This window comes from Acidimicrobiia bacterium (assembly GCA_040289475.1).
Lineage (GTDB): Bacteria > Actinomycetota > Acidimicrobiia > ATN3 > PSLF01 > PSLF01.
Window position 1 is genome coordinate 313,486 of record PSLF01000001.1, and the last position, 21,854, is coordinate 335,339.

A 21,854-nucleotide genomic window follows, 5' to 3' on the forward strand; every position below is an offset into this window, starting at 1 on the left:
GAGGCAAACCCTTTGACTACCTGGGCCTAGGTGATGCAGACTTCGCCCCCGGTCTAGCGAAAACCACCTAGCAGGGCCCCTCCGTCGACTACGAGGACCTCCCCTGTTATCCAAGAAGCAGCATCGGATACCAAGAACAGCGCTGGGGTCGCGACGTCTTCTGGAACCCCGAGTCGTTTGAGAGGGATACGGCTCGCTACGAACTCCTCGTTGCTTTCGTAAAGGACCCTCGAAAATCTTGTCTTGATAAGGCCTGGAGCAAGCGCGTTCACCCGGACGCCTGGGGCCATTTCTACTGCCAGCTGTTTGGTGAGATGAATGAGTGCTGCTTTGGAGACGTTGTAGGCTCCAAGCATTGGCTCAGCCCTCAGGCCTCCTACGGAAGCCACGTTCAAGATGCACCCACCGTTCGCTTTCAACCAGCGTTTCCACGCCTCCGAGCACCACCAGACAATCGCTTCTAGGTTGACCCTGAGGGTTTTTGCGACTGCCGATCGGTCGGCATCGGCGAGGGGGCCGAACTGAGGGTTCGTCGCCGCATTGTTGACCAGAATGTCCAGTGAGCCGAAGCGCTCCACGGTCTTGTCTACTGCCTCTCGTATGTGGTCGGGGTCGTCAGCCTTACCGGCGACAAAAAAAGATCGCTCGCCCAGAGAGGCGACGGCCGATTCGAGCTCGTCGATCTTGCGGGCAGTAACGCACACACTGCCTCCGGCCTTCACGATAGCTTCAGCTATGGCGTAACCAATCCCCCTTGATCCGCCAGTAACCAAGGCTGCTTTTCCCGATAAATCGATTTGCATGGTATTGCTCCCCTAAGTCGGATGGAACCGCGTTTGAATGATCGCGTGCTCGTGATTTAGCACAGTTCTTACAATTAGCGTCGAACCGCGGTGACCGCTTATAGGAAAACTAGACGGGAAGCCTAGAGCATCGTGGGAGCGAGCAGCAAAGAGCGAGGATAACAAATGGCATTTCCAGAAGGGCCGAGCGGCCCAGAGCAGACCAAACCTTTCGAAGGTCGTGATTTTGGCGAGGCTCCTCTACCGGGTGTCGGTGAAGAGTCTGGATCCTGGGTTCCACCAGGCACCGGACAGCATGCGCCATGGGCCGGGGGGCCCCAACCGACTCACCACCAGTCATGGACGAGTCCTAACGCTTGGCCGCCTCAGGTTGCCTGGCCTTCGGCAGGGGCGCCGGAGCAAGCGCCTTCCCAGCCGCCGAAGCCGCGCTTTAGCGTGGCTACTGTTTTGACCTCTCTGCTTCTTAGCATTCTCGTGGGAGGGCTCGCGGGAGCAGTTGCGGGATCGCGAGCGGAGAGAGCGAGGCCGACGCCAGTCAGTATTCCGCAGGCAGGTCCAGTCGCTCTTCCAGAAGGGGCGTCGATCGCTGATTTGGTTCGTGCCGTCGAGCCGGGAGTAGCCACCGTTCATGTGTTCAGTGGCGCCCAGCGGGGTGCGGGAACCGGATTTCTAATCGATAAAGACGGACACATCGTGACTAACCGGCATGTAATCGAGGGAGCTCGGGAGTACCGGATCAACCTCGCGGGGAAGAAAGATTTGCGGGCTCGCCTTGTGGGAGCTGATCGGGAACTCGATATTGCGGTGCTCCAGATAGATCCATTTCCAGACATGAAGCCCCTCACCCTGGGGAACTCCGACCATCTACGAGTAGGGGACACGGTAATCGCTGTGGGCAACGCGCTTGATTTACCCGGCGGGCCTACGGTAACCATGGGAATTGTTTCGGCCCTGAATCGATCGCTCTCGGACGAGACCCCAGGCGGGCGAAGAATAGTACTGACCGGCCTTATTCAGACCGATGCCGCCATCAATCCGGGGAACTCGGGGGGTCCGCTTCTGAACCTCGCTGGCCAGGTAGTGGGGGTCAATACAGCAGTCGCCGCAAATCCGAACGACATCACGGGTTCCCAGCAAGCTCAGAACATAGGGTTCGCGATAAACATCAATGACGCCAAAGTAGCGGCTGAAAACGTCATCAACGGGGTGGTGTCAAGGAGGGCTATCTTGGGTGTGGATGTCGTGACTGTAACACCCGTGGTGGCGGAACGACGCGGCCTGGCCGTCGACGAGGGGGCTCTGGTTGCTGACCTAATGCCTGGAGGACCGGCAGAGGCAGCAGGGTTACAAGTCGACGATGTAATCGTCGCAGTCGATGGGAAAAAGGTAACGAGCGCGGAGGAGCTGCGGGCCGCGTTGCGGCCGAAAAATCCCGGTGACGAGGTCGGGGTCGAGTTTTACAGGGGTCAGGAAAAAAAGGCTGTAAGGGTGAAGCTGGGTGAGGCCCCATAAGAACCCGTCTCGCGAGCCCGACACCCTCATTTCTCGGCTGTCACCTCTCTTGTATCGCGCACGACCACGAGAGGCCGGTCGGCACTGTCGCTTCGGATAAATCCCGTAACGCAGACCTTTTTCACGGGCATGCCGGGCTGTATCTCGAGACCTCTACGGTCGAGTACATTTACCCACAGGCTCGAGTCGGAGTCCCCGGATCCTACTACCAAGGTTGCTTCCAAATCGGAACCAGGTTTCCACTCGAGAGAGTGAAGCGGACCGCAAACTCGGACAGCCTCGCCTCTGTGTGCCTAGGTTTGTGCCACGTCGACTTCTGGGATCGGGTCTGGCGAAACGCTGACTTGAGCGGCTCTCTGGACGATTATCCGGGTTCCATCAGAACTTTGTTGTATCTGTCCCGTGACACATATGGTTCGGGCTAGGTAACGAAGGTTCCCCGCTGTTTTGCGGTCTTGAATTGTCACGATCAAGCTTTGATCCGGCGCGGGTCTGTCCAAGTAAAGGTGGAGCGGGCCGTCAGAGATAGGATCTTCAATTACTTCTGCCACCTTGGCACAGACCGTGCGAGTAGATCCGGGAAGACTGGCAGCTTCCTGTGGTGACGTTGATGCTTTGGAGGCACAGGCCCCTATGAGCACTGCGCTTACGGCTGCAACCACAAATTTCCCAACCGTCGAGCGCTGCCGAGGGCGTGTTTCCACTAGGATCCTCCGAAGGAAAGTCGCCCCGCAAGGACAAGCGCGACGGTTGCGGCGATCACGACCGAGGCAGATGCTATAGCTGGATAAGAGCTCTGTTGGCTGGTCGAAGCATCGAATCCAGCCCCTATCGCCAGTCCTGACACTAGTCCCCCAAGGTGAGCCAGATTGTCGATTCCCGGAACGACAAATCCAATGAACAGATTGATCGCGACTATCAGTCCGATCTGAGCGAGATTAGCTCTGGCCCACGGGGACCTACGTCTTCTGTACAAAGCTGCTCCCAAGGCGCCAAATAGCCCGAAGATAGCACCCGATGCGCCCACGGATCCTGCCGCATGCATTAAGGCTGAAACAGGTCTGGCGAGAATCGGAACTGTTGCAGAGAGGAGGCTGGCGAAAATCCCGGTGAGCAAGAAGGCAGCCAAAAGCTTGGTGGCCCCCCAGGCTTCTTCTAGGATGCTTCCCACTACGTACAGCGCGTACATGTTAAACAGGAGGTGCAGCAGGCCGGCATGAAAGAAGATAGCTGTCACCACCCTCCACCACTCCCCGAGACCGTAGACGAGATAAGGATGCGACATCCCGAGTGTCGCCAGCCTGTGGCCTGACAAAGCGTCCAACAGAAACACCCCTACGCAGATTCCGATAAGTGTGGGGGTAGCATTCGCAGGTTTTGGGACGAATACTCGGGCCCTCGAGCGAACGGTTACCGGTCGTACAGCCGTTCGCGATATGCACTCGGGGCACCTTTGGCCAACGTCAACCACGAAGGTGCACTCGGGGCACGTCGGTTTTCCGCACCGACTACATCGCACCCAAGCGGGGATACCAGGGTGGAAGTAGCAACTCTCAGGATGCGGGGCCTGGATATGTTCGAAGTCGTACGCCATCTATGCTAGCTATCCATAAATCTTAGAGCGCTTCAGCGCCTACTACTGTGTCGAGTACTCTAGTGCCCAACGTTCTGCAGCGATCTCGAGAAGGTTCGCAGCGTTGTATACGGCCTCTTTAGGGTATCGGCAAAGCGACTCTAAGGAGAGTTTGAAAGCTCCACAAAGTCTTGAATCGACAACGGAGTCTTCTATTCTTCCCGCCAATATTGCAACCCTCTTGTTGAGAGAAGAAGCCAACGTTACGACTTTTCCTATGGCTTTTCCCTCGAAGCTGGTTCTATCGACAGCTCCCTCACCGGTGATTACGACGTCCGCGTTAGCGATGCGTTCACGAAGACGAAGTGCCGTTGCGACTATCTCGAAGCCATCTAGCAGTTGTGCATTTTCAGCCGCCGCTAGGCCTCCTGCTAGCCCGCCGCCAGCCCCGCTTCGCGGTAGAAAACCGGGGTCGATGCCAAATACTTTCCCGTACAGGTTCGCTACCCGACGCATAGCTTCTTCGAAGCGCCCAAACTCGGAGGGATGTAAGCCTTTTTGAGGGCCGAAGGTTCGCACACAGCCACTCTCTCCCAGCATTGAATGAGTCACGTCGGTGGCAATCTGAACCTCCGGCCTCCCATCGCGACCTGGCAGGTCCATTCCAGACGGATCGATTGCGTGGGTGCGGAAAAGCAATCGGTCCCCTTTATGCAACGGAGCACCGGTCTCGTCTAAGAGCGATGCTCCCATGGCAGCTAGGGCGCCCAAGCCTGCATCCAGAGTGGCTGTTCCTCCTACGCAGACGAGTACTTTTGAAATTTCCGAGAATTCCGATCTCGCTCGGTGCAGAAAGTACGACACGAGCTTGCCGGTACCTGAGGTGGAGGCAGTGTAGGGGTTGAGTTCCGAGGGCTTAAGCAGTGCCAGTCCGGATGCCGAAGCAGACTCCACGAGTGCCGTTGGAACCCCCTCTATTCGTGCCAACCCGACACCTGCATATACCGGTCGTCCCAACGGGTCTTCGGTGAGGATCGGAACAACGCGCCCAGCAACTGCCTCGACCAAGACCGATACCGTGCCATCGCCGCCATCGGCAAGCGGGCACAGGTCGATGGTGCAGCGAGACAACGCCGGTATGACCTTGCGAATCCCTCTTTGGATCGCTAATGCTGCCTGGCGAGCATCGAGTGTTCCTTTGAACTTGTCGGGAGCTATTAGGATGTTCATCCATCGCCTTCCCGATCTGTGGATAGCCACATTGCTTCCATGTAAACGTTGCCTACAGTTTGCTTCTTATTGGGCCAAGCTATCTTTGCCCTGCGGTTGCGCGTGTGAGACCCTAATGGAGTCGACAGTGGCTAGGGAAGGCAGATAAACAAAGCGGAATACCGCCCTTGCTGAGACGCCTGTATCGTGCACAAAAAAGAGAGGCTGGATGGATCGAGCTTCCTCTGTGAGAGTGACTGCCGGGACGAGGCGCAAATCACCTGGCCTAGAGCTAGTGCCGGTCGGTGAAAAGCCGATCGAGCCGTACGCCGAGATCGTAGGCGACGATGTAGTAGAAGAGATCGTCGAACGCGCCGCTAGACTCAAGGGCGCACGTGTATTACATATAAACGCCACGGCTTTCGGAGGAGGTGTAGCCGAGCTCCTCTACACCCTCGTCCCCCTCTCTCGCTCTGTAGGTCTTGACGCTGAGTGGCGCCTAATTCGTGGCTCCGATGATTTCTTTCACGTGACGAAATCAGCTCACAACGGTCTTCAGGGCATGGAGGTAGTCTGGACAGAACACATGGAAGAGATTTATCTCTCTAAGTTAGAGGAGAACGCCCGAGAGTGGGGCGGAGAGTACGACTTCGTCGTGTGCCACGACCCCCAAACTGCTGGATTACTTCGGCTTATCGAAGAGGTCACCGGTAAGCGCCCATCAGGGCAATGGATATGGCGGTGCCATATAGACCTTACCCGTCCCTATCAGCCTGTTATGGATTTCTTCAGGCCTTACATCACGCCTTTCGATGCCCACGTTTACACTCTGGACGAGTTCGTTCCCGAAGGGATTGACAACAAGGTCGCAATTATTACTCCTTGCATAGACCCATTGGGATCCAAGAACCTCTGGATATCGCGTTTGACAATTAGGTCGATTCTAGAGGGCTACCGCATTGACCCTGACAGGCCGATCGTGTGTCAGATCTCCCGCTTCGATCCTTGGAAAGATCCTATCGGCGTAATAGATGCATACCGGATTGCTAAAAGTTCGCACCCCGACCTACAGCTCATTCTCGCAGGATCCATGGCCAGTGATGACCCGGAGGGATGGCACTACTTCAATGCTGCAGAGGAACATAGGGCTGGGGAGGCCGATATTTTTCTACTCACGAATATGCAGGGTGTTGGAAACACACAAGTAAACGCATTTCAAAGGGCAGCTGACGTTGTAATTCAAAAATCCCTTCGTGAAGGCTTTGGCCTCACTGTTAGCGAAGCACTGTGGAAGGAGACCCCCGTTATTGGGGGAAATGTAGGCGGCATCAAGCTGCAAGTAATAGATGGCAGGACGGGGTTTTTAGTAGAAAGTCCGCAGGAGTGCGGCGAGAAGCTTGCCTACTTGCTTTCACGCCCAGACGAGATAGAGAGAATGGGGAAAGAAGGAAAAGAACACGTAAGAAAAAATTTTCTTTCCACAAACTACCTTCTCAATTATCTCAAGTTGTTCAATGAGCTTACAGGGGTGTGATCATTTCGGAAAAAGCACGATCTGAGACGACCCCGACCATTGTGGTCGTTTCCAATAGGGGACCGTACGAGTTCCGGGAAGAAGGGGCGGACGTAACCTACTCCAGAGGAGGGGGAGGTCTTGCGGGGGCTTTAGTGCCTGCTATGGAGTCCTACGGAGGGCTATGGGTTGCGACTGCCATGACCGAGGGAGACCGCCACGTCTTTTCCAACCGGTCAAGGATTGCCGTGGATAGTGGGACGGGGAAAGCATTCGAAATCGAGTACATGGTATTCGACAGGAATCTATATAGACGCTATTACGATGTGGTTTCCACTTCCGTCCTGTGGTTTGCGCTGCACGGGATATTCGACGTAACGAGAAGACCTATTCTCGACCGGCGCTTCGATGAAGCGTGGGAGAAAAGCTATGTTTATGTCAATCACGCATTCGCGGGAGCCTGCGACCGGTTCCTTATGAGCAAGGGAGTCGAAGCTTCCGTAGCTGTGCTCGTCCAGGACTACCATTTATTTTTGGTTCCCAGACTTTTAGACAAACGCGAGCTGAACCACAGGGTCATCTTTTTTCTTCACACAGCCTTTCCAGGACCGGATCTTCTAGGGGCACTCTCGGCGCCCAGAGTGCGCGAAATCCTTGAGGGGATGTTGCATGCGGACCTGATCGGTTTCCACGCTATGCGCTGGGCTAGAAATTTCGTTTCGGCGTGCAAGCAATTCCTAGGAGCCGATGTCATTGCCGAGGAGTACCACATTGGGAGCTCCCCCGAGTATTTTCTTATCTATCACCGGGACAAAAGGGCAGGCGTAGGCGTTTTTCCGTTGGGTCCCGAACCGTCCTCCTTGCTCGTGCAGGCGGAGTCTCCAGAGGTGCGGGCCTACGAGGAGCGACTGAGGGTAACCGACAATGACTTTGTGGTGGTATCGGTGGAGCGTGTGGATCCCGCTAAAAATTCTTTGAGAAGCTTGCGGGCTATAGATGAGATTCTTGAAGTCGTACCCGAGCTCAGAGGTCGGCTTAAGTACTTTCTTTTTGTCTACCCCTCGAGAGAACGCCTCATCGAGTACAAGGCTTTCGAGGCCGAGTGTGCTTCGCTTGCCAAGGCAGTCAATTTGAAGTGGCGAAGTGGCGATTGGGAGCCCGTCGTATTCGAGGTTTCCGACTCCTATCCAAGATCGTTGGCAGCACTGAAGTGTTACGATGCCCTATTCGTGAACTCCTTAGCCGACGGTATGAACTTGGTGGCAAGGGAGGGACCACTTGTAAACCAGCGCGATGGAATGTTAGTGGTGTCGACAAATACTGGAGCAGCCGAGCTGTACGGAGATTTGGCTTTCCAGGTGAATCCCTTTGACATCTCCGAGCAGGCAGCGGCGATTGAGGAGGTCTGGAGGATGTCGCCCGAAGCAAGGCGTGACCGGGCCTCTAAGATTGCCGCAGTGGCCCGCTCGCACACTCCAAAAAGCTGGTTGGACGCTCAGCTTGAGGCCGCCTTTTCGATGCCATGAGCCTTCCTCAGCGGTCACGTCTAGATTTGGATCTTATCGGGGCGCCTAGCAGCCCGTGTCAGGCTTTCGAGAAAGCCGGCTACGTCGTGCTGAGAGGGGAGAACGAGGTCCGCAGCGTCTTCAATAGCAGGGTCTAGCTCGTCGGAGCCAACTGCGACTGCCAATCCAGCGCGTCCTTCTCGCATGGAGGCCCATCTTTTTGCCGCCTCGAAAGCTTCGACATCTCCTATGTCATCGCCCAAATACACGACCGCCTCTAACGCAGCAGGCACCTCCTCGAGGAAATCCCTCAACGCCCTGCCCTTTCCTACCTCCAAAGGTGGCACGAGCTCTACTACCATTCTCCCTACGAGTACTCGAAGTCCGAGGCGCTGAGCCTGAGTGTCGGCCCACTCTCTCACTGTTTGCGCGGCAAGGTCGGGGTCGGGTGCTCGACGAAAATGCAGCACTACCGATAGTCCTTTTGGCTCGACTGAATAAGGCTCTGGCCTTAGCGAAGCAAATTCTTGAGCGGCGCGAGTAGCCTCTTCGATAGCAGCTTTCCAGTGGATCGCCTCGTCTCTCGCTCTTTCGAGTCCGTAAAGACCAATGCGCACTATTCGGTCGCTCGGAATCATCTTCTCGAGGAACTTCGAGGTTCTTCCCGATATAACTGCCGCCGCTCCGACTAGTTCGGAGAGGGTGTCGAGTTGCGTTAATGCCGCCAGATCAGGGTATGCAAGAGCCGGGTCGTCGACGATCGGAGCTATGGTACCGTCGTAGTCTGTGACGATGGCCACAGCTCGGGGCCGGCTCTCGAGAATTGACAGGACGCCTTCAAGGGGTGAGTTCTCGTTCGGTTGGTGTGGTTTTTTACTCACGTTTTGCCCAAAGATAAGACCAGTTCGTTAGAGGAAGGATTCTCTATTAGTTGAGCTTTTGGACGAAGATCGCTTGCGAGGCGCTCGGCCACAGCTCTTGACCCGGGGGGATACGCGATTACGGAGCGATCGAGCCGCGACGATGCTGGTGGGAGGATGTGTACGGTGTATCCCAGAGAGCGCGCTAGGTCTCTCGTCTTGGCAAACTCATCGTTCGAGGCGCCAGCCTGCTGAAGCGCGACTGTCACTTTGGATCTCTCCGGGAGCGCAGTGGGCGAAGCTTCTGGCGTAGGAGACGGCAGCGATGGAGGCGACGGTGCTTGTGAAAGCGGTGAGCGCTCAGCTGACTCGGGGGGTGCTGGTGTCGGGTTGGGGCCAGTTATTTGGACAACGAAGTGGGAGTTGCGTGGCATGAGGAGCAAAAATGTGGCTCCTACCACGAGGCCGAGCAGTACGATCCCAGCGATAACCCTTGCAATTGGACTGTTTACAGCTCTAAGTACGAAATCCACTCGCTACCGCTCCTCAATAAGGTTCCCCAAAAAGAGGCAACGTTGGCCCGATTGCTGCCTTCGCTCTGGCAACCGAAAGCTTGCTTGGAGAAGTCATACCGCGTTCTAGATGTAAGCTCGTCCTCGGCAACGAAAGCTTACCGGAGGCATGACCTCGAGTGCGCGATCCGAACGCTGATGGACTAGATCGACCGCCTGGCCTTGTCCCGTTGGAAGGTTGCGCGATGGCTGGAGGCGATTCACAGCTCTTGGAGCAAGACGCGGTTTTCGCTCGCGGTGAAGGAGACAACTGGTTTCGTCGCAACCGCACGGCACTTGCCTCCACTGAGCTGGCTAAGCGGGACATTGCTCTGGAGATGGTCCTCTCCCTGCGCCCACCCCCTGCCTTCATTCTCGAAGTGGGATGTGCTACGGCGTGGAGACTGGTTGCAGTTCAGGAGGCTACGGGAGCGTTTTGCGTGGGGATAGATGTATCCCAAGAGGCACTGGCAGAAGGAAAGCGGAGCTTCAGCATTGGTAGGGGTCAGCCGAAACTCGCCCGGGCAAGGGTTTCTGCGCTTCCTTTTTCTCGGTCGGTGGAGTTCGATGTCGTGATAGCAAGCTTCGTGTTTCACTGGATCGACCGCAAGCACTTGCTTCGCGCTGTCGCCGAGATTGACTCTCACCTCGCGGACGGGGGTAGATTGATACTTCAGGACTTTTTGCCGTCGGAACCGACAAAAGTCCCCTATCATCACCTGCCTGATTCTGGAATCTTCACGTACAAGCAGGATTACTCGGAAATCTTTATCGCATCCGGTCTGTACGAGCTAGAAAAAGTCGTCGTATTCGACCACGACGACCCTTCCGGCCCGATCAAGATGCTTTCGCAAAACGCGTCGTCGCAGAATGCGATTCCTGAGCGGTCTAGGGCAGGGGCGTGGCTGATAAAGAAGGTGAAAGCCGGAGTGCACCGCCTCCTGAGCACATGAGCCGGCACTAGATCGAGTTTGGCGGGCGGATTTTCGTGCCAGCGGATGTGGGAATAAGTGGTTGAGAGTCTTTCTCTCGACCTCTCGACGGCCTGCTGCGAGGTGGAGTGTGACATGGACGTAGAAGAGTACGGTCGCATTGCGCAAGCAGAGGATGCGCACTGGTGGTACCGCGCTGTTCGGGCGGTACTCAGCAAGGCTGCCGAGAGGAGACTCGAACCCAAGACGGGCAGGTTCTTGGATGCAGGCTGCGGTCCGGGGGGAAACAGCAACTGGGTTCCCGGCAAATTCTTAGTGTATGGAGTCGACATAGCTGCCGAGGCAGTAGCCTACTCCGCGGCTAAGCGCCCGGAGATGCAAGTTATCCGAGGTTCGGTAACGGCTCTTCCGTTCAAGGAGGAAAGCTTCGACGGAGTGCAGTCGATTACTGTGGTCTGCCATACGGCAGTGAGTTCGGTACAGATAGCGCTCGCGGAGTACCACCGGGTGTTGCGCCCCGGGGGACTGTTACTTCTGGTAGAACCCGCGTTCAGGATTTTCAGGCGCTCCCATGACCGGGTAGTGAGAGCAGAAAGGCGGTTCCGATTGCGGGAGCTGTGCGAAGCGGTCGAGGATGCAGGATTCGACATCTTCGCCGCAACATATTTCTTTGCGTGTTTGGCCCCTGCTGCGCTCGCTCTCGCTTTAGTCGATAGGGCGTCTGGTGGATCTGGACACAAAAGCGACTTGGAGAGGCCGAGCGCACTGGACCCGATCTTCGAAAAGCTGGCTGCTGTCGAGATCAAACTTGCGTCAAGGGGTCTTTCGGGCGAGGGCAGATCGGTGATTCCATTTGGAACCTCTGCTTTAGTCGTGGCGATCAGAAAGTAGCAGGGAGTACCACTGCTCGTCTGATGTTCAGTCTTGGGATTAGAACCCGAGTCATAGATATTTCGAGGCAGCAGCGATAGCTTGCTCGGCCTCCTCAACGAATCTCCGTACCAGTTCTCCTGCCGGGACCAACTCTTGGATAGCTCCACTTCCCTGACCAGCAGGGTAGCACTCCTTCTCCGGGTCGACGTCTTCCGCCTCGGGCCCTAGCGCTAAATGAAATGCCCCATCTTGAAAAGACCGCATAGCTTGGATCGGAAACGGCTTTAGTTCTTCGGGATGATCGTCCCACCAGTCGGTGTACTTGTTTTTCAGAACCCGCATTGTCTTGCCCGAGTATGCCCGGCTTATCACCGTGGAGTCTTCTTTTGCTCGGATCAGTGCTTCTTTGTATCCAGGCGTCGTTCTTGCCTCAGGAGTGGCGATGAACCTCGTGCCTATCCATACACCGTCAGCTCCTAGCATCAAAGCCGCTGCCAATCCTCTTCCGTCGAAGATACCTCCGGCCGCGAGGACTGGGACCCGATCGCCCACCGCGTCGACGATCTGGGGCACCAGGGGGAATGTCGCAACTCGCCCCGTGTGCCCGCCGGCCTCTGTTCCTTGGGCAACCACGATGTCGCACCCTGCCTCAACTGCTCGCACTGCGTGCGAGACCTTACCGCACATGTTCATTACCAAAAGGCCGTTTCGGTGGCACATCTCTATGACTGATTCGGGAACTCCGAGGCCTGCTACGAACACCGATGCTCCACCCTCGATAACAAGCTCTACTAGCGGCGTCATGTCGCCTGGCATGGCAGTGAGCAAGTCGACGCCGAATGGTTTGGCAGTCAAATCCCTGACCCTTTTCATCTCTTCCACCATCTGTTGAGGACTCATGGTCGAGGCTCCAAGGCAGCCGAAACCTCCGGCTTCCGACACAGCCGCTACCAAACTCGAGTACGAAACGCCCCCCATTCCCGCGAGAAGTACGGGGTGCTCAATACCTAGCATCTCCGTAATACGAGTCTTCATCCGAACCTTCGCTCTTTCCGCAATTCAAAACTGATTCACAAAATCGATCGAGTAGATGCCTAACCGTTATCCAGTGCTCGATCGTCCAGGGCTCAATCTAGGCACTGCCCGGACAAATGACAATGTTACCATATGGTAACTAGGTGCCCGCACCGTTCTGCTCGTCTGTGGTCGTTTCCAAGCATTCTGATTCCACTGACTCGTCGGGGACCAATCCGACCTCGCTGACTTTGCCCAGCCCTGAATGAATCGAGATAGCCTTGGCCAACTGCTCGGTCTTGGTTTTTGGAACCACCTTGAAGCGAAGCCGGTTAGGCGCAGGAGCATCGGCTTTGAGGTACAGTTCGATTCGCCCATAACCCAGAGGAGTCGATCCAGTTTCGATTTTCTCAATCCATTCCAGCGAGAAGCTTGTTGTTTGGGAGTTGATCTTTGCTCGGTCTACGAAGAACACCCGTTTTTCTGTCACTGCGACCAATCCGAAGCGGCCTTTATATGCGCCTCGCGCCAGGGATACGACGATCTCTCCAGGCTCCACCATAGACTCGAGCCGACGAAGCTCCTTTCGAACGGCGAGGCGGGCCGGGGCAGATAGATCGCTGAGCGACACTTCCACAATGCTCTTGGAAGCGTTGCTCTCTTGCATAATTGCCCCTCAGTTCGGCAGTCCGAACCACGAAGATCTGTAGTCGAAGAGGTATCGGTCGGAGACGAAGTTGAGAGCTCTGCGGACCGCTTCTGAGTCAGACGCGATTCGTTCTAGCGTCTCCAAAGCGTCTCGCGCCGATGCCGCTGATGCAATGTTACTTCTAATCAGATACGAATAACAGGAAGAAGCGAGCGATTCTAGCACACGAAGGCCGTCGTCTGCGCCCAAAACCTCTTCTGTATCGAGATCACGCGACGATTTGTCGCCTCCCGAAACTGCAACAAGAGCCCGTTTTACCGCTGCTCGATACCGGGGTGAGCGGTCAATCATAGTTCCGGCGTAGTCCGGAAATACGCCCGCCAAAAGCAGGCAGAGATCTCCTATGCGCTTCACGATTTGTAGTCTCGCCAGTTCATCGGCGTCTGATGCAATGTCGACCAGGCTGGCAAGGTCCAGCTCAGAGAAGCGCTTCTTCCGTAGTCCCTTTGCGGATGGCCGCACCAGCGTGCCTGAGGAAACATGTGTAAATGAGGCCAAAAGCTCGGCAAGAAAAAACCTACTCGAAGGGTCGTGAAGGATGCGCTTTGCGCCTCGGGTGTCAAAGAGGGGAACCCTTTTCCTAGGCCCGATCCACTCGGTGACGAAAGTGGCTTTAGAAATTGCGATTGCACTTCGGTGAATCAAAACTGCAAAGCCCAAAAACGGCGATACCTGTAGCAGGGGCTCTCCGTCTGGACCGAAGAGTGATCGGTAAAGGTCTTCGGATGCGAGGAGGTATTCCAAGAGCTCGGGATCGTTCTTTATCTGCCGGAACCCGAGCTTGGAAAAAGTCGTGTTCGACGCTACCACCTTAGAGAGCACGGCATAATCCCCATCGCTCAAAAACTCGGAATATCGTTGCAGCGTCACCTCTGCCTCCGAACCTCCGTCAATCAACTATTGGAATAATCCATATAGACTTAGTCGGAATTTCTTTCCAACTATAAGCTTGGAAAGCTTGTGAATCGTCGCACTCGAGAGGCGAGGTCACCACCGAATGCGGGCCACTTCCAATTCGTTATCACAGATCTCTTCTATATTTAGTTTCGGGAAAACACACTCTTCTCAAAAGAAAAAGGAGCAGGACCAGCCCCGAAGCGCTTCTCACCCGAATGATTTCGGGGTCGAACACCTGGGTTCCGCGATCACCCTGGAGCGGGTGTCAAAGGTGTACGGCAGAGGAGCTTCGGCAGTCCGGGCGCTCGAAGGGGTGTCTTTGGACGTGGGTTTCGGAGAGTTCGTGTGCATCGTGGGCGCCTCGGGATGCGGAAAGTCCACGCTTCTGAGTTTGGTAGCAGGTCTCGACCAGCCTACGGCGGGCAAAGTCGATGTGAGGGTTCGCACCGCCCTTATGTTCCAAGAAGCCGCCTTGTTTCCGTGGCTGTCGGTGTGGAAAAACGTGGAGCTTCCTCTCAAGATTCAACGGGTACGCAGGGATCACAGAGAGCAGATCGTAGGAGCGCTGTTGGAGATGGTTAGACTCAAAGGCTTCGAGCACCGCAGACCTCATGAGCTTTCCGGTGGCATGCGCCAGAGGGCTGCTTTGGCGCGGGCACTGGCGCAGAGAGCTGAAGCGCTACTAATGGATGAGCCCTTCGGGTCCCTGGACGCTATCACCCGCGACGTGATGCACCAAGAAATCGAAGAGCTTTGGGGAGAGACGGGATTTACGGTGCTATTCGTGACTCACAACGTGAGAGAGGCTGTGAGGCTTGGGGACAGGATTGTAGTAATGTCGAGCCGTCCCGGACGAGTAATTCAGGAGATCCCCGTCAGCCTCCCAAGGCCCAGGCGAATGGAGTCCAAAGAAGTCGCCGAGTTAGCAACGCAGATCGTCGATGTATTGCACCGTGAGGTGCGAGCGCACGGTACCGGGCAGTGGAGGTGACCCCAGGGCGGAAATCGCTGGAAGGGACAGTCGCCGTCATCGCTGCCACGCTCCTGTGGGGGTCGACTGGCGTGTTCGTAAAGATGACCAAGATGCCCGGCCCAGCGATCACTTTCTGGAGGGTGTTTTTCGGTGCCGCAATTCTCTCTTTGGCGACGCTCGCCCAGCGACAGAAGGTCCGCAATGGTCCCATCCTAGCCTGCTTGGGAACAGGAATCATTTTTGGGCTCAGCATAGTCCTGTACTTCACAGCGCTTCGACTTACATCCATTGCAAACGTGACTCTGATTGGGGCACTCGCACCTGTAGCAGTCGCTTTGGTCTCCCCTAGGACTGTTGGGGAGAAAGTGCCAGGCAAAGCGGTGATCGCGTTAGTGGTAGCAACCGGGGGAGTTTCTTTGGCGATTTTGTCTTCACGCGGACTACCTGAAAGAAACGGCCTTGGTGATCTGGCGGCCCTTACGAGTCTAGTTCTGTTTGTCGCGTATTTCTTGTTGTCGAAGCAGTTGAGGCAGAAGACTCCGAACACCCGGTACAACCTTCTCATGACACTAGGAGCTGCAATCCCTGTGACGGTGGTAGCGGCTGTGTCTGGAGCTCCCGTCCTTGGTTACACCGGGCGGGACTATCTCATGGTCGCTCTGGTGGCTATCTTTCCAGGGAGCTTGGGGCACTGGCTGGTCAACTGGGCACACACTCGAATCACGGCGGGGACCTCGGCCACAATCCAGCTTGGTGTGCCGGTTGTAGCGATAGCAGCCGGGTGGGTGTTTGTGGGAGAAAAAATTCAGTTTTTGGGCGTTGTGGGTTCGGCCATAGCTCTAGCAGCTATATTCGCGGTGATTCGGATAGAAACATGTCAGGCGGGCGCGGAGCGGCGTTTCGAGGAGAGCGAGGCAATTGCGTAGACTCCCAGCGTCAAGGCGAAGGGGAGACCCGGAAGTAGTTCCGAGATTGAGACTGTCATCCCCGTGCCGGATGAAATCAGTCGCAATGTGTATGCCTCTGCTATCCCATACACGAGGGATGCCAAAGGCACCAGCCTGGGATCCCTTCTTCCAATCAACACGATAGCCAACGCCACGAATCCTCGCCCGGCTGTAGCCTGTTCTGTAAAAGTAGACGCTATGTCGATGGATAGCTGACTCCCTCCCAGCCCAGCCAAAGCGCCGCACAAAACCGCTGCGCGCATCCGCTGACTTTCGGGGCGTAGACCCGAAAAGAGTAGTGCTTCAGGCATTTCCCCCGCTGCGCGGATCCGCAGCCCGTGTTTTGTTCCCCAGAGGAGAGCACCGGTGCCGGCGGCAGACAAGGCCATTGCGTAAAAGAAGGGGCTTTGGACAAAGAGGACCTTTCCGAGGAAGGGTATGTCTGCAAACATAGGTACCCTGATGGGATGAAGAGGGGAAAGAAACGGAGCCGTTCCTCCAGGGTACAAGCGCCTCATCGCTGTCGCGGTCAAGCCCAGCGCCAGAAGGTTGAGCGCCACACCGGAAGCTATGGCGTTGGCTTTAGCCTTGTTTACCATTGCTCCGAAACCTAATCCCATCACAGCCCCGGTAGCGACCCCCCCTACCGTTCCTGCCCCTAAAGATCCTGTGAGAGAGGCTGTAGCGAAGCCTGCAAATGCCCCCATCAGCATCATTGCTTCCAAACCTACGTTGACTACGCCAGAGCGCTCTAGCACAGACTCGCCGATTGCTGCCAGCGAAACCGGCGTAGAGATCCGCACTGCAGCCTGCAGCAGCGCAGTGAGACCTACCAAAGGCGGCAGCTGCTCGATCATGGATCGTCGTACCGCCCGCTCTTGGGGGGCTTGAATGCTTCTTTTATCCTATGGAGGCCAAAGATGCGTGCGTGCCAGCTAGCCTGGATTTTCCAGTTTCGAGATTCTCTCGATGAACGGCTCTCCCCAGTGGCGGCCAGCATCAAAATAGCCCCCTGGATAACATAGGATGCAGCTGATGGTAGTCCTACCAGCCTCTCGGCGGTTTGTAATGCTGTTCGAATGACTGCTAGAAGGAAGGCCGATGCGAGCAGGGAGGTAGCCGAGGAACCCGCGATAACCGCGGCTACCAAGCCGGTAAATCCAAATCCCGGAGAGAAAAATGGGCTCAAGCGCAATTGGTGTCCGAGCAGTTCGATTCCTCCACCCAGGCCGGCTACAGCACCTCCCAGCGACAGCGCTAGCACTGCTCTCTTGTCGGTGTCGATACCCATTTCCCTTGCCGCCTCGGGATTGGAGCCCATAGCCCTCAGCTCCAATCCAGCCCTGCTGGAGCGCAGCGTGATTAACACAAAAAATGTAGCCCCGCCGGCTAAAACTGCTCCCAGGGGGATCTGTTTTATCCCAAGGATGGCGCCCAAACGGATTCCCGGGGGAATCGGCGGAGTCCAGGGATACCCATAGGAATCCGTGTCCCTCAGCGGCCCCGATGCGAAAAACCGCGCGATTGCGATGGCTATGAAGTTCAGCATGATTGTGACGACCGCTTCGTTCATGCCCAGACGGGCCCTTGCTGCACCAGCTGTCCAGCCAAGTGTGCAACCTCCTAGCGCCGCACAGAAAAGGCAGGTCGCGGTAATCAGCCATCCTCCGCCTAAACCTCCCAAGGCTGCACCTGCGCCTGCGGCAGCGACGGCCCCCGCGTATAACTGGCCCTCTGCCCCTAGGTTGTAGAGGCCTCCCTCAAAACACGTACGTGCGGCTGCAGCGGCACACAAGATCGGCGCGAACACCAAAAGAGTCTCGGTAAGCCATCCGGTCGTGGTGATAGAACGGCTCGCCAAAAGAGACAAGGCTGCACACACCGAAAGCCCGAAGAGCGCAACCCCTCTCGTGTTCATTTGCGCTTCGACAGGACGCTGGTGGGTCTCAAGTCGTACCAGCGGTCGCAGAGGTTTGCGAGGACCTGCTCGTTGTCTACAATCGCTACTACTGTTCCTCCACGGCTCGCAAACTCTTTGAGGATCTGAGAGAGCGCATTCCGGGAGCCTTTATCGAGGGAGTGGAACGGCTCCTCTAAAAAGATGGCGTCGGGATTGGAAGCAAGTGCCCCTATGAGCGCCACTTTCTGGCGGTTGCCTCCCGATAAGTTTCTGACGACCGAGTGCAATTCGGACTCCAGGCCAAGCCTCGGGGCAAAAGATTCGTAAACACGGTCGACATCGCTTTTTTTGAGGCACAAAGCGAGGGCAAGGTTTTCCCGGATGGAAAGGTCGGGATAGAGCGTAGTGCGATCGAAGTCGTGGGAGACCAGAGCGGTTGATCCTCGAGTTTGGACCAAGACACCCGCGGTACAGCCCGAAGGAGACCGAAGGGCGCGTACGATCGAACGGTGCCGGTCACCACAGACCCCGACGATCTCCCCTTGCTTGGCGTAGATATTTACTAGAGGGGTGCCTAGCCTCTCCAAACCGCGAGACTGCTGTGTCGAGCAAACCAAGTTCGTCTCCTCGGTGATAAAGATCTCGACGGCCACTTCGGACTCTGGTAGAGGTCCGTGTGAAATGGAAGAACTAGAGGTCGAAGATTGCGCATCCGCTACAGCCGAGAAAGACTCACCAGAGCCAATACCTGAGTTCTTCACGTGACTTGGATCCTCGCCAAAGGGTGTATCTACTATCCCTTGCTCAAGGCGGAGGATCCTTCTGCAGTGAGGTGCTACGCGATCGAGGTCGTGAGAGATCACCAGCGTCGCCGTTCGGGCGTGCGCTAAATCGTGCAGCACCTCGAAGAAGCGGCCAGCGATTGGCTGCTCGAGGGCAGAGATCGTCTCGTCGAGGAGCAGCACGGATGGTCGTGCTGCGAGGGCTGCGACGAGGCTTACGAGGTGCATGTCTTTGTAGGGCAGAGCCGAGGCTGGAAGCGACCAGTCCAGCCAAACACCTAGCTTTTGGCAGATCTTATCGGCCCCCTCTGCCATACCCGATAGTAGTCGAAAGTTGTCTGCAGCAGTCATAGATCTGATTACAGGCGGCTCTTGGGGGACTAGCCAAATTCCAGCCCGCCGGGCGGCGGCGACATCTCCCGGCGGTAGTGGACGACCATCCAACGTGATCTCCCCGGCATCGGGACGTTCGAATGCCGCTAAGATCCGGGCAAGCGTCGACTTACCGGCTCCGTTGGGCCCCCAGACGAGGACTGTTTCGCCCTCGGCGAGCGAAAGGTCTACCTTTTCGAGAACGGTTCTACCTGCGTATGACTTGGAAAGGCCAAAAGCTTCTAGCACCCGCCCACCCGTTGCTAAGAAGGCTCAGTGATAAAAGGAACCTGAATCCTTCCTGCCAGAATCGATGCTCTTGCCTCGTCGACTTTGGATTGGGCATTGGCTGAAGCGGTAGCATCCCTTGCGCGTACGGGTGCTAGCCCCGTGACACCGGAGTCCAAGCCGAATCTCCAAACGCCGTCGGGCATGTTCCCATGCTTGTACTCCTCCACCGCTTGGACAATCATCGCTTTCTGGTCGACAATCTGAGAAGTTACAACGGTGCCAGGGGCTAAGTCGTGCTGGTCTTTGCCCCATCCTATGGCGTAGATTCCGGCCTGGCGGGCACCCGAGATCACACCAACTCCAGCCGAGTCGGCTATGTGGTAGATAATGTCGATGCCCTCGCTAGCTAGGGCGAGTGCAGCTTCCTTCCCCTTGTCTATGTCGTCGAACGTATTCAGGTACACGTTGCGCACCTCTGCGTCGGGTCTGACCGAACGGACCCCAAGCTCGAAGGCCTTTATCTGGGCGACGATCACGGGAAAAGAGAAACCGCCGACAGCGGCAATTTTCTTGCTCACGGTGAGCGAGCCAGCAGCCACGCCCGCCAGATACGCGGACTCGTGCGACCGTGGCTGGAGGCCCTTTGAGTTGGGCCCCGCCAGTCGAGGGTTGTTGGTGACAAAGAAGTAGGTGTTCGGATAAGACGGTGCTACAGCCTCGGCTACATCTCCGAACTCGAAGCCGTGCCCTATGACGACGTCGTACCCAGCGGATGCGAAGTCTCTGAAAGCTTTTTCGAAGTCCGAGGGAGCGGTCATCTCCGCCACGTTGACCTGGGCTCCGAGGCGCTCCTCCAGCACGGGTGCTGCTTCTGCCGCAGACTCGTTGAACCCCCGGTCGGCAGCTGAGCCAGGAAGGACGATTGCTATCCGCAAGCGCTTCTCGGGTCCGCTGACACCTGGGGCTCCTCTGTCGGCCTCGGTACCCTGTCTACCACCGCCATTGCTGTAGTCGAACCGAGGTGGCTGCCTCGTGCACCCTGATGCAAAGAGGGCGAGTGCAGCGACAATAGCTAATAGTGACAGCACGAGCCTGTTGGTCAACTCCCCTAACATTCTGTACCACCACGATCCAGCGCTTGCCCTGAGGTGGCCGCAGGAACTGGCCGCCCTTATCCCGGTGCACACTGTGAGCTAGGAACAGGCGCTAGCCTATCTAAATAAGTTCGCCGACGTTAAACTTCTGAGGTGGTTTGGGTTGGCGGTGCCAGGAAGTGGGTTTCCCCAACCTTACCTAATCGATCTAATCGCCCGTCCTTCTGCTCGTTGCTCCCGGGGAAGGCCATGAGGGTAGCGATTCCAAGGCAGAGGGCTGCTACGATGTAGATCGCAAAGATCATGATGAGGCCGTCCACTGGGCGCCCGCTAGCGACGAGTGGCCGGAATACACTGATGTAGACCGCAGAGACAGCGATGAGGCCGCCCACGGCCGAGATGCTCATGCACCAGGCAGCAGCCTTCGGTCTAAAAGGCGCTAGCCCGGCGCCGACAAGGCCCAGCACCGCCAGGGGTATCGCCGCGAATCCCAGGCCGCTCACGGTTTCCGCTCCCCGCACCCCGAAGAGCGCCCCCATGACGCCGAAGAACAGCGCGAACGCGGCGCCGGCCAGGCTCGCGAGCCCGCCTATGATGCCCAACACCAGCGCTGCGATCCGCATGTCTACCACACCCCTTACTACATGCCAACTCCCTTGGCTGAGGGTGGCTCCCACTTTACCCGGATCATGCGCCCTACGATCCGCACGTCCTTCTTTTACAGGATTGTACAGGACAACCGGGACACGCCGGGTTGCCCTCCGGCGGGGTCGCCTGGTTACCCATACACCGTACGAGGCACAACACAGCGTCCAGGTGCGCCGTGTTTATCTCACCGGACTTCATGAGCGTGCCACCGACGCGGTCAGACACGGACACGCTTACTCGTGCTCAAACCCGTGGCTGGAGAACTTCAGGGTGCGGCTGTTTTCGGTGACCGTACGCACCACGTTGTCGGGGGTGCCTTCGGGAATGGTGGCTTCAATCTCGAGCGTCACCTGCACCTCAGCCCCAGGCAGTCCGGCGAGATGGGCGATGACCTCCGCGGCGATCCGGCTGGCGTCCCGACCAACGCGCGTGGGATCGAGCGAAACGCTGCCATGGAAGCGCTTTGGCCTCGTGGGCGCCTCGGTAACCGGCCCGGCCTCCCCGATCTCTTGGGCCACCAGCAACCTGTAGAACTTGCGACTCAAGCGAGTGGTCGGCGAGTTCGTCCTCGACGACAATCTCCCCCGCCTTCTGCATGCTATACAAGGCTCTATTCAGAACGCTCCTCACGACTTTGCCCGCACGGCGCAACGCAGGGCAACCCTCTACGTACAGCCTGATCAGGAGGCGCTTGCTCAGAGGACCCTCCTTTTCTATGATCTGTAGTAGTGCTGCCCGGACATTCGGTGGTGATGAGTTCCGAGGATCGGGAAACCCAGAGGCTTCCGGGTGCCCTGTGAAGGGTTCATTGCTGGTGAACGAGACCTCGATCGCGGCAGCATCCTCCCCTTGATCTTCGGCAATGAGCTACGCCTCTTCCATGGAGTCACCTCGGCCGTCTCGGTCGGCCGCTCCTTCTGGCTCCGCTTCCCACAGAGGCTCCTCGACGAAGTCGA

At 56.9% G+C, this 21,854-nt stretch carries 22 protein-coding genes and 1 pseudogene; 7 read left to right on the forward strand and 16 right to left on the reverse strand.

What is annotated here, in order from left to right; all coding sequences use genetic code 11:
* Window positions 1-53: 53 nt before the first annotated feature.
* Window positions 54-803: a 3-oxoacyl-ACP reductase gene (locus C4318_01425; GenBank protein ID MER3453805.1), complete on the reverse strand. Its 750-nt coding sequence runs from the start codon at window positions 801-803 to the stop codon at window positions 54-56.
* Window positions 804-968: 165 nt separating this feature from the next.
* Here C4318_01425 and C4318_01430 point away from each other — a divergent pair, with 165 nt between their 5' ends.
* Window positions 969-2,315 carry a protease DO family protein gene (locus tag C4318_01430; GenBank protein MER3453806.1) on the forward strand — a complete coding sequence of 449 codons (1,347 nt, stop codon included), beginning with the start codon at window positions 969-971 and terminating at the stop codon, window positions 2,313-2,315.
* Window positions 2,316-2,341: 26 nt separating this feature from the next.
* On the opposite strand, the gene C4318_01435 is transcribed toward C4318_01430, so the two are convergent.
* The 4 genes from C4318_01435 to C4318_01450 form a co-directional block, all read right to left on the reverse strand.
* Window positions 2,342-2,527 carry a hypothetical protein gene (locus C4318_01435; protein MER3453807.1) on the reverse strand — a complete coding sequence of 62 codons (186 nt, stop codon included), beginning with the start codon at window positions 2,525-2,527 and terminating at the stop codon, window positions 2,342-2,344.
* An 81-nt stretch (window positions 2,528-2,608) separates the two neighbouring features.
* Entirely contained in the window at window positions 2,609-3,019 is a 411-nt protein-coding gene (locus tag C4318_01440) for a hypothetical protein (GenBank protein MER3453808.1), read from the reverse strand.
* On the reverse strand, window positions 3,019-3,909 hold the full coding sequence (locus tag C4318_01445; protein ID MER3453809.1) for a rhomboid family intramembrane serine protease: 891 nt from the start codon (window positions 3,907-3,909) through the stop codon (window positions 3,019-3,021). The genes C4318_01440 and C4318_01445 overlap by 1 nt, the downstream gene beginning before the upstream one ends.
* A gap of 42 nt (window positions 3,910-3,951) precedes the next feature.
* The gene (locus tag C4318_01450; protein MER3453810.1) at window positions 3,952-5,118 is read right to left on the reverse strand and encodes a glycerate kinase; all 1,167 of its coding nucleotides are present in this window, start codon (window positions 5,116-5,118) and stop codon (window positions 3,952-3,954) included.
* Between the two features lie 208 nt (window positions 5,119-5,326).
* On the opposite strand from C4318_01450, the gene C4318_01455 reads away from it, so the two are divergent.
* Together C4318_01455 and C4318_01460 are read left to right on the forward strand one after the other, a co-directional pair.
* A complete protein-coding gene (locus tag C4318_01455; protein ID MER3453811.1) occupies window positions 5,327-6,631 on the forward strand; it encodes a glycosyl transferase family 1 in 1,305 nt (434 codons plus the stop codon).
* Entirely contained in the window at window positions 6,628-8,136 is a 1,509-nt protein-coding gene (locus tag C4318_01460) for a hypothetical protein (protein ID MER3453812.1), read from the forward strand. The genes C4318_01455 and C4318_01460 overlap by 4 nt, the downstream gene beginning before the upstream one ends.
* Before the next feature lie 20 nt (window positions 8,137-8,156).
* On the opposite strand, the gene otsB is transcribed toward C4318_01460, so the two are convergent.
* Together otsB and C4318_01470 are read right to left on the reverse strand one after the other, a co-directional pair.
* Window positions 8,157-9,011, reverse strand: coding sequence for a trehalose-phosphatase (gene otsB / locus C4318_01465; GenBank protein ID MER3453813.1), 855 nt, complete (start codon window positions 9,009-9,011; stop codon window positions 8,157-8,159).
* On the reverse strand, window positions 8,993-9,508 hold the full coding sequence (locus C4318_01470) for a hypothetical protein (GenBank protein ID MER3453814.1): 516 nt from the start codon (window positions 9,506-9,508) through the stop codon (window positions 8,993-8,995). The genes otsB and C4318_01470 overlap by 19 nt, the downstream gene beginning before the upstream one ends.
* Window positions 9,509-9,732: 224 nt before the next feature.
* Between C4318_01470 and C4318_01475 the strand changes: the two genes are divergently transcribed.
* Together C4318_01475 and C4318_01480 are read left to right on the forward strand one after the other, a co-directional pair.
* Entirely contained in the window at window positions 9,733-10,479 is a 747-nt protein-coding gene (locus tag C4318_01475; protein MER3453815.1) for a hypothetical protein, read from the forward strand.
* Window positions 10,480-10,593: 114 nt separating this feature from the next.
* Entirely contained in the window at window positions 10,594-11,349 is a 756-nt protein-coding gene (locus tag C4318_01480; protein ID MER3453816.1) for a hypothetical protein, read from the forward strand.
* A gap of 51 nt (window positions 11,350-11,400) precedes the next feature.
* Here C4318_01480 and C4318_01485 read toward each other — a convergent pair whose 3' ends face one another.
* The 3 genes from C4318_01485 to C4318_01495 form a co-directional block, all read right to left on the reverse strand.
* Window positions 11,401-12,366 carry a nitronate monooxygenase gene (locus C4318_01485; GenBank protein MER3453817.1) on the reverse strand — a complete coding sequence of 322 codons (966 nt, stop codon included), beginning with the start codon at window positions 12,364-12,366 and terminating at the stop codon, window positions 11,401-11,403.
* A 139-nt stretch (window positions 12,367-12,505) separates the two neighbouring features.
* Window positions 12,506-13,012 (reverse strand): hypothetical protein, encoded by a 507-nt coding sequence (locus C4318_01490; GenBank protein ID MER3453818.1) that lies wholly within the window; start codon window positions 13,010-13,012, stop codon window positions 12,506-12,508.
* A 9-nt stretch (window positions 13,013-13,021) separates the two neighbouring features.
* A complete protein-coding gene (locus tag C4318_01495) occupies window positions 13,022-13,951 on the reverse strand; it encodes a hypothetical protein (GenBank protein ID MER3453819.1) in 930 nt (309 codons plus the stop codon).
* Between the two features lie 100 nt (window positions 13,952-14,051).
* Between C4318_01495 and C4318_01500 the strand changes: the two genes are divergently transcribed.
* Together C4318_01500 and C4318_01505 are read left to right on the forward strand one after the other, a co-directional pair.
* Complete coding sequence (locus C4318_01500; protein MER3453820.1) at window positions 14,052-14,942, forward strand: sulfate ABC transporter ATP-binding protein; 891 nt, start codon at window positions 14,052-14,054, stop codon at window positions 14,940-14,942.
* Complete coding sequence (locus C4318_01505) at window positions 14,933-15,850, forward strand: hypothetical protein (protein ID MER3453821.1); 918 nt, start codon at window positions 14,933-14,935, stop codon at window positions 15,848-15,850. Before C4318_01500 ends, C4318_01505 begins: the two co-directional genes overlap by 10 nt.
* Here C4318_01505 and C4318_01510 read toward each other — a convergent pair.
* The 6 genes and pseudogenes from C4318_01510 to C4318_01535 form a co-directional block, all read right to left on the reverse strand.
* A complete protein-coding gene (locus C4318_01510; GenBank protein ID MER3453822.1) occupies window positions 15,802-16,728 on the reverse strand; it encodes a hypothetical protein in 927 nt (308 codons plus the stop codon). The two genes, C4318_01505 and C4318_01510, sit on opposite strands and share 49 nt — an antisense overlap.
* The gene (locus C4318_01515; GenBank protein MER3453823.1) at window positions 16,725-17,789 is read right to left on the reverse strand and encodes a hypothetical protein; all 1,065 of its coding nucleotides are present in this window, start codon (window positions 17,787-17,789) and stop codon (window positions 16,725-16,727) included. The genes C4318_01510 and C4318_01515 overlap by 4 nt, the downstream gene beginning before the upstream one ends.
* Window positions 17,786-19,174 carry a hypothetical protein gene (locus C4318_01520; protein ID MER3453824.1) on the reverse strand — a complete coding sequence of 463 codons (1,389 nt, stop codon included), beginning with the start codon at window positions 19,172-19,174 and terminating at the stop codon, window positions 17,786-17,788. Before C4318_01520 ends, C4318_01515 begins: the two co-directional genes overlap by 4 nt.
* A 14-nt stretch (window positions 19,175-19,188) precedes the next feature.
* Entirely contained in the window at window positions 19,189-20,271 is a 1,083-nt protein-coding gene (locus tag C4318_01525) for a hypothetical protein (protein MER3453825.1), read from the reverse strand.
* 119 nt (window positions 20,272-20,390) lie between these two features.
* Window positions 20,391-20,927, reverse strand: a complete 537-nt coding sequence (locus C4318_01530) for a hypothetical protein (protein ID MER3453826.1) — start codon at window positions 20,925-20,927, stop codon at window positions 20,391-20,393.
* Window positions 20,928-21,131: 204 nt separating this feature from the next.
* Window positions 21,132-21,368 (reverse strand): annotated as a pseudogene (locus tag C4318_01535) (hypothetical protein).
* Between the last annotated feature and the right edge of the window lie 486 nt (window positions 21,369-21,854).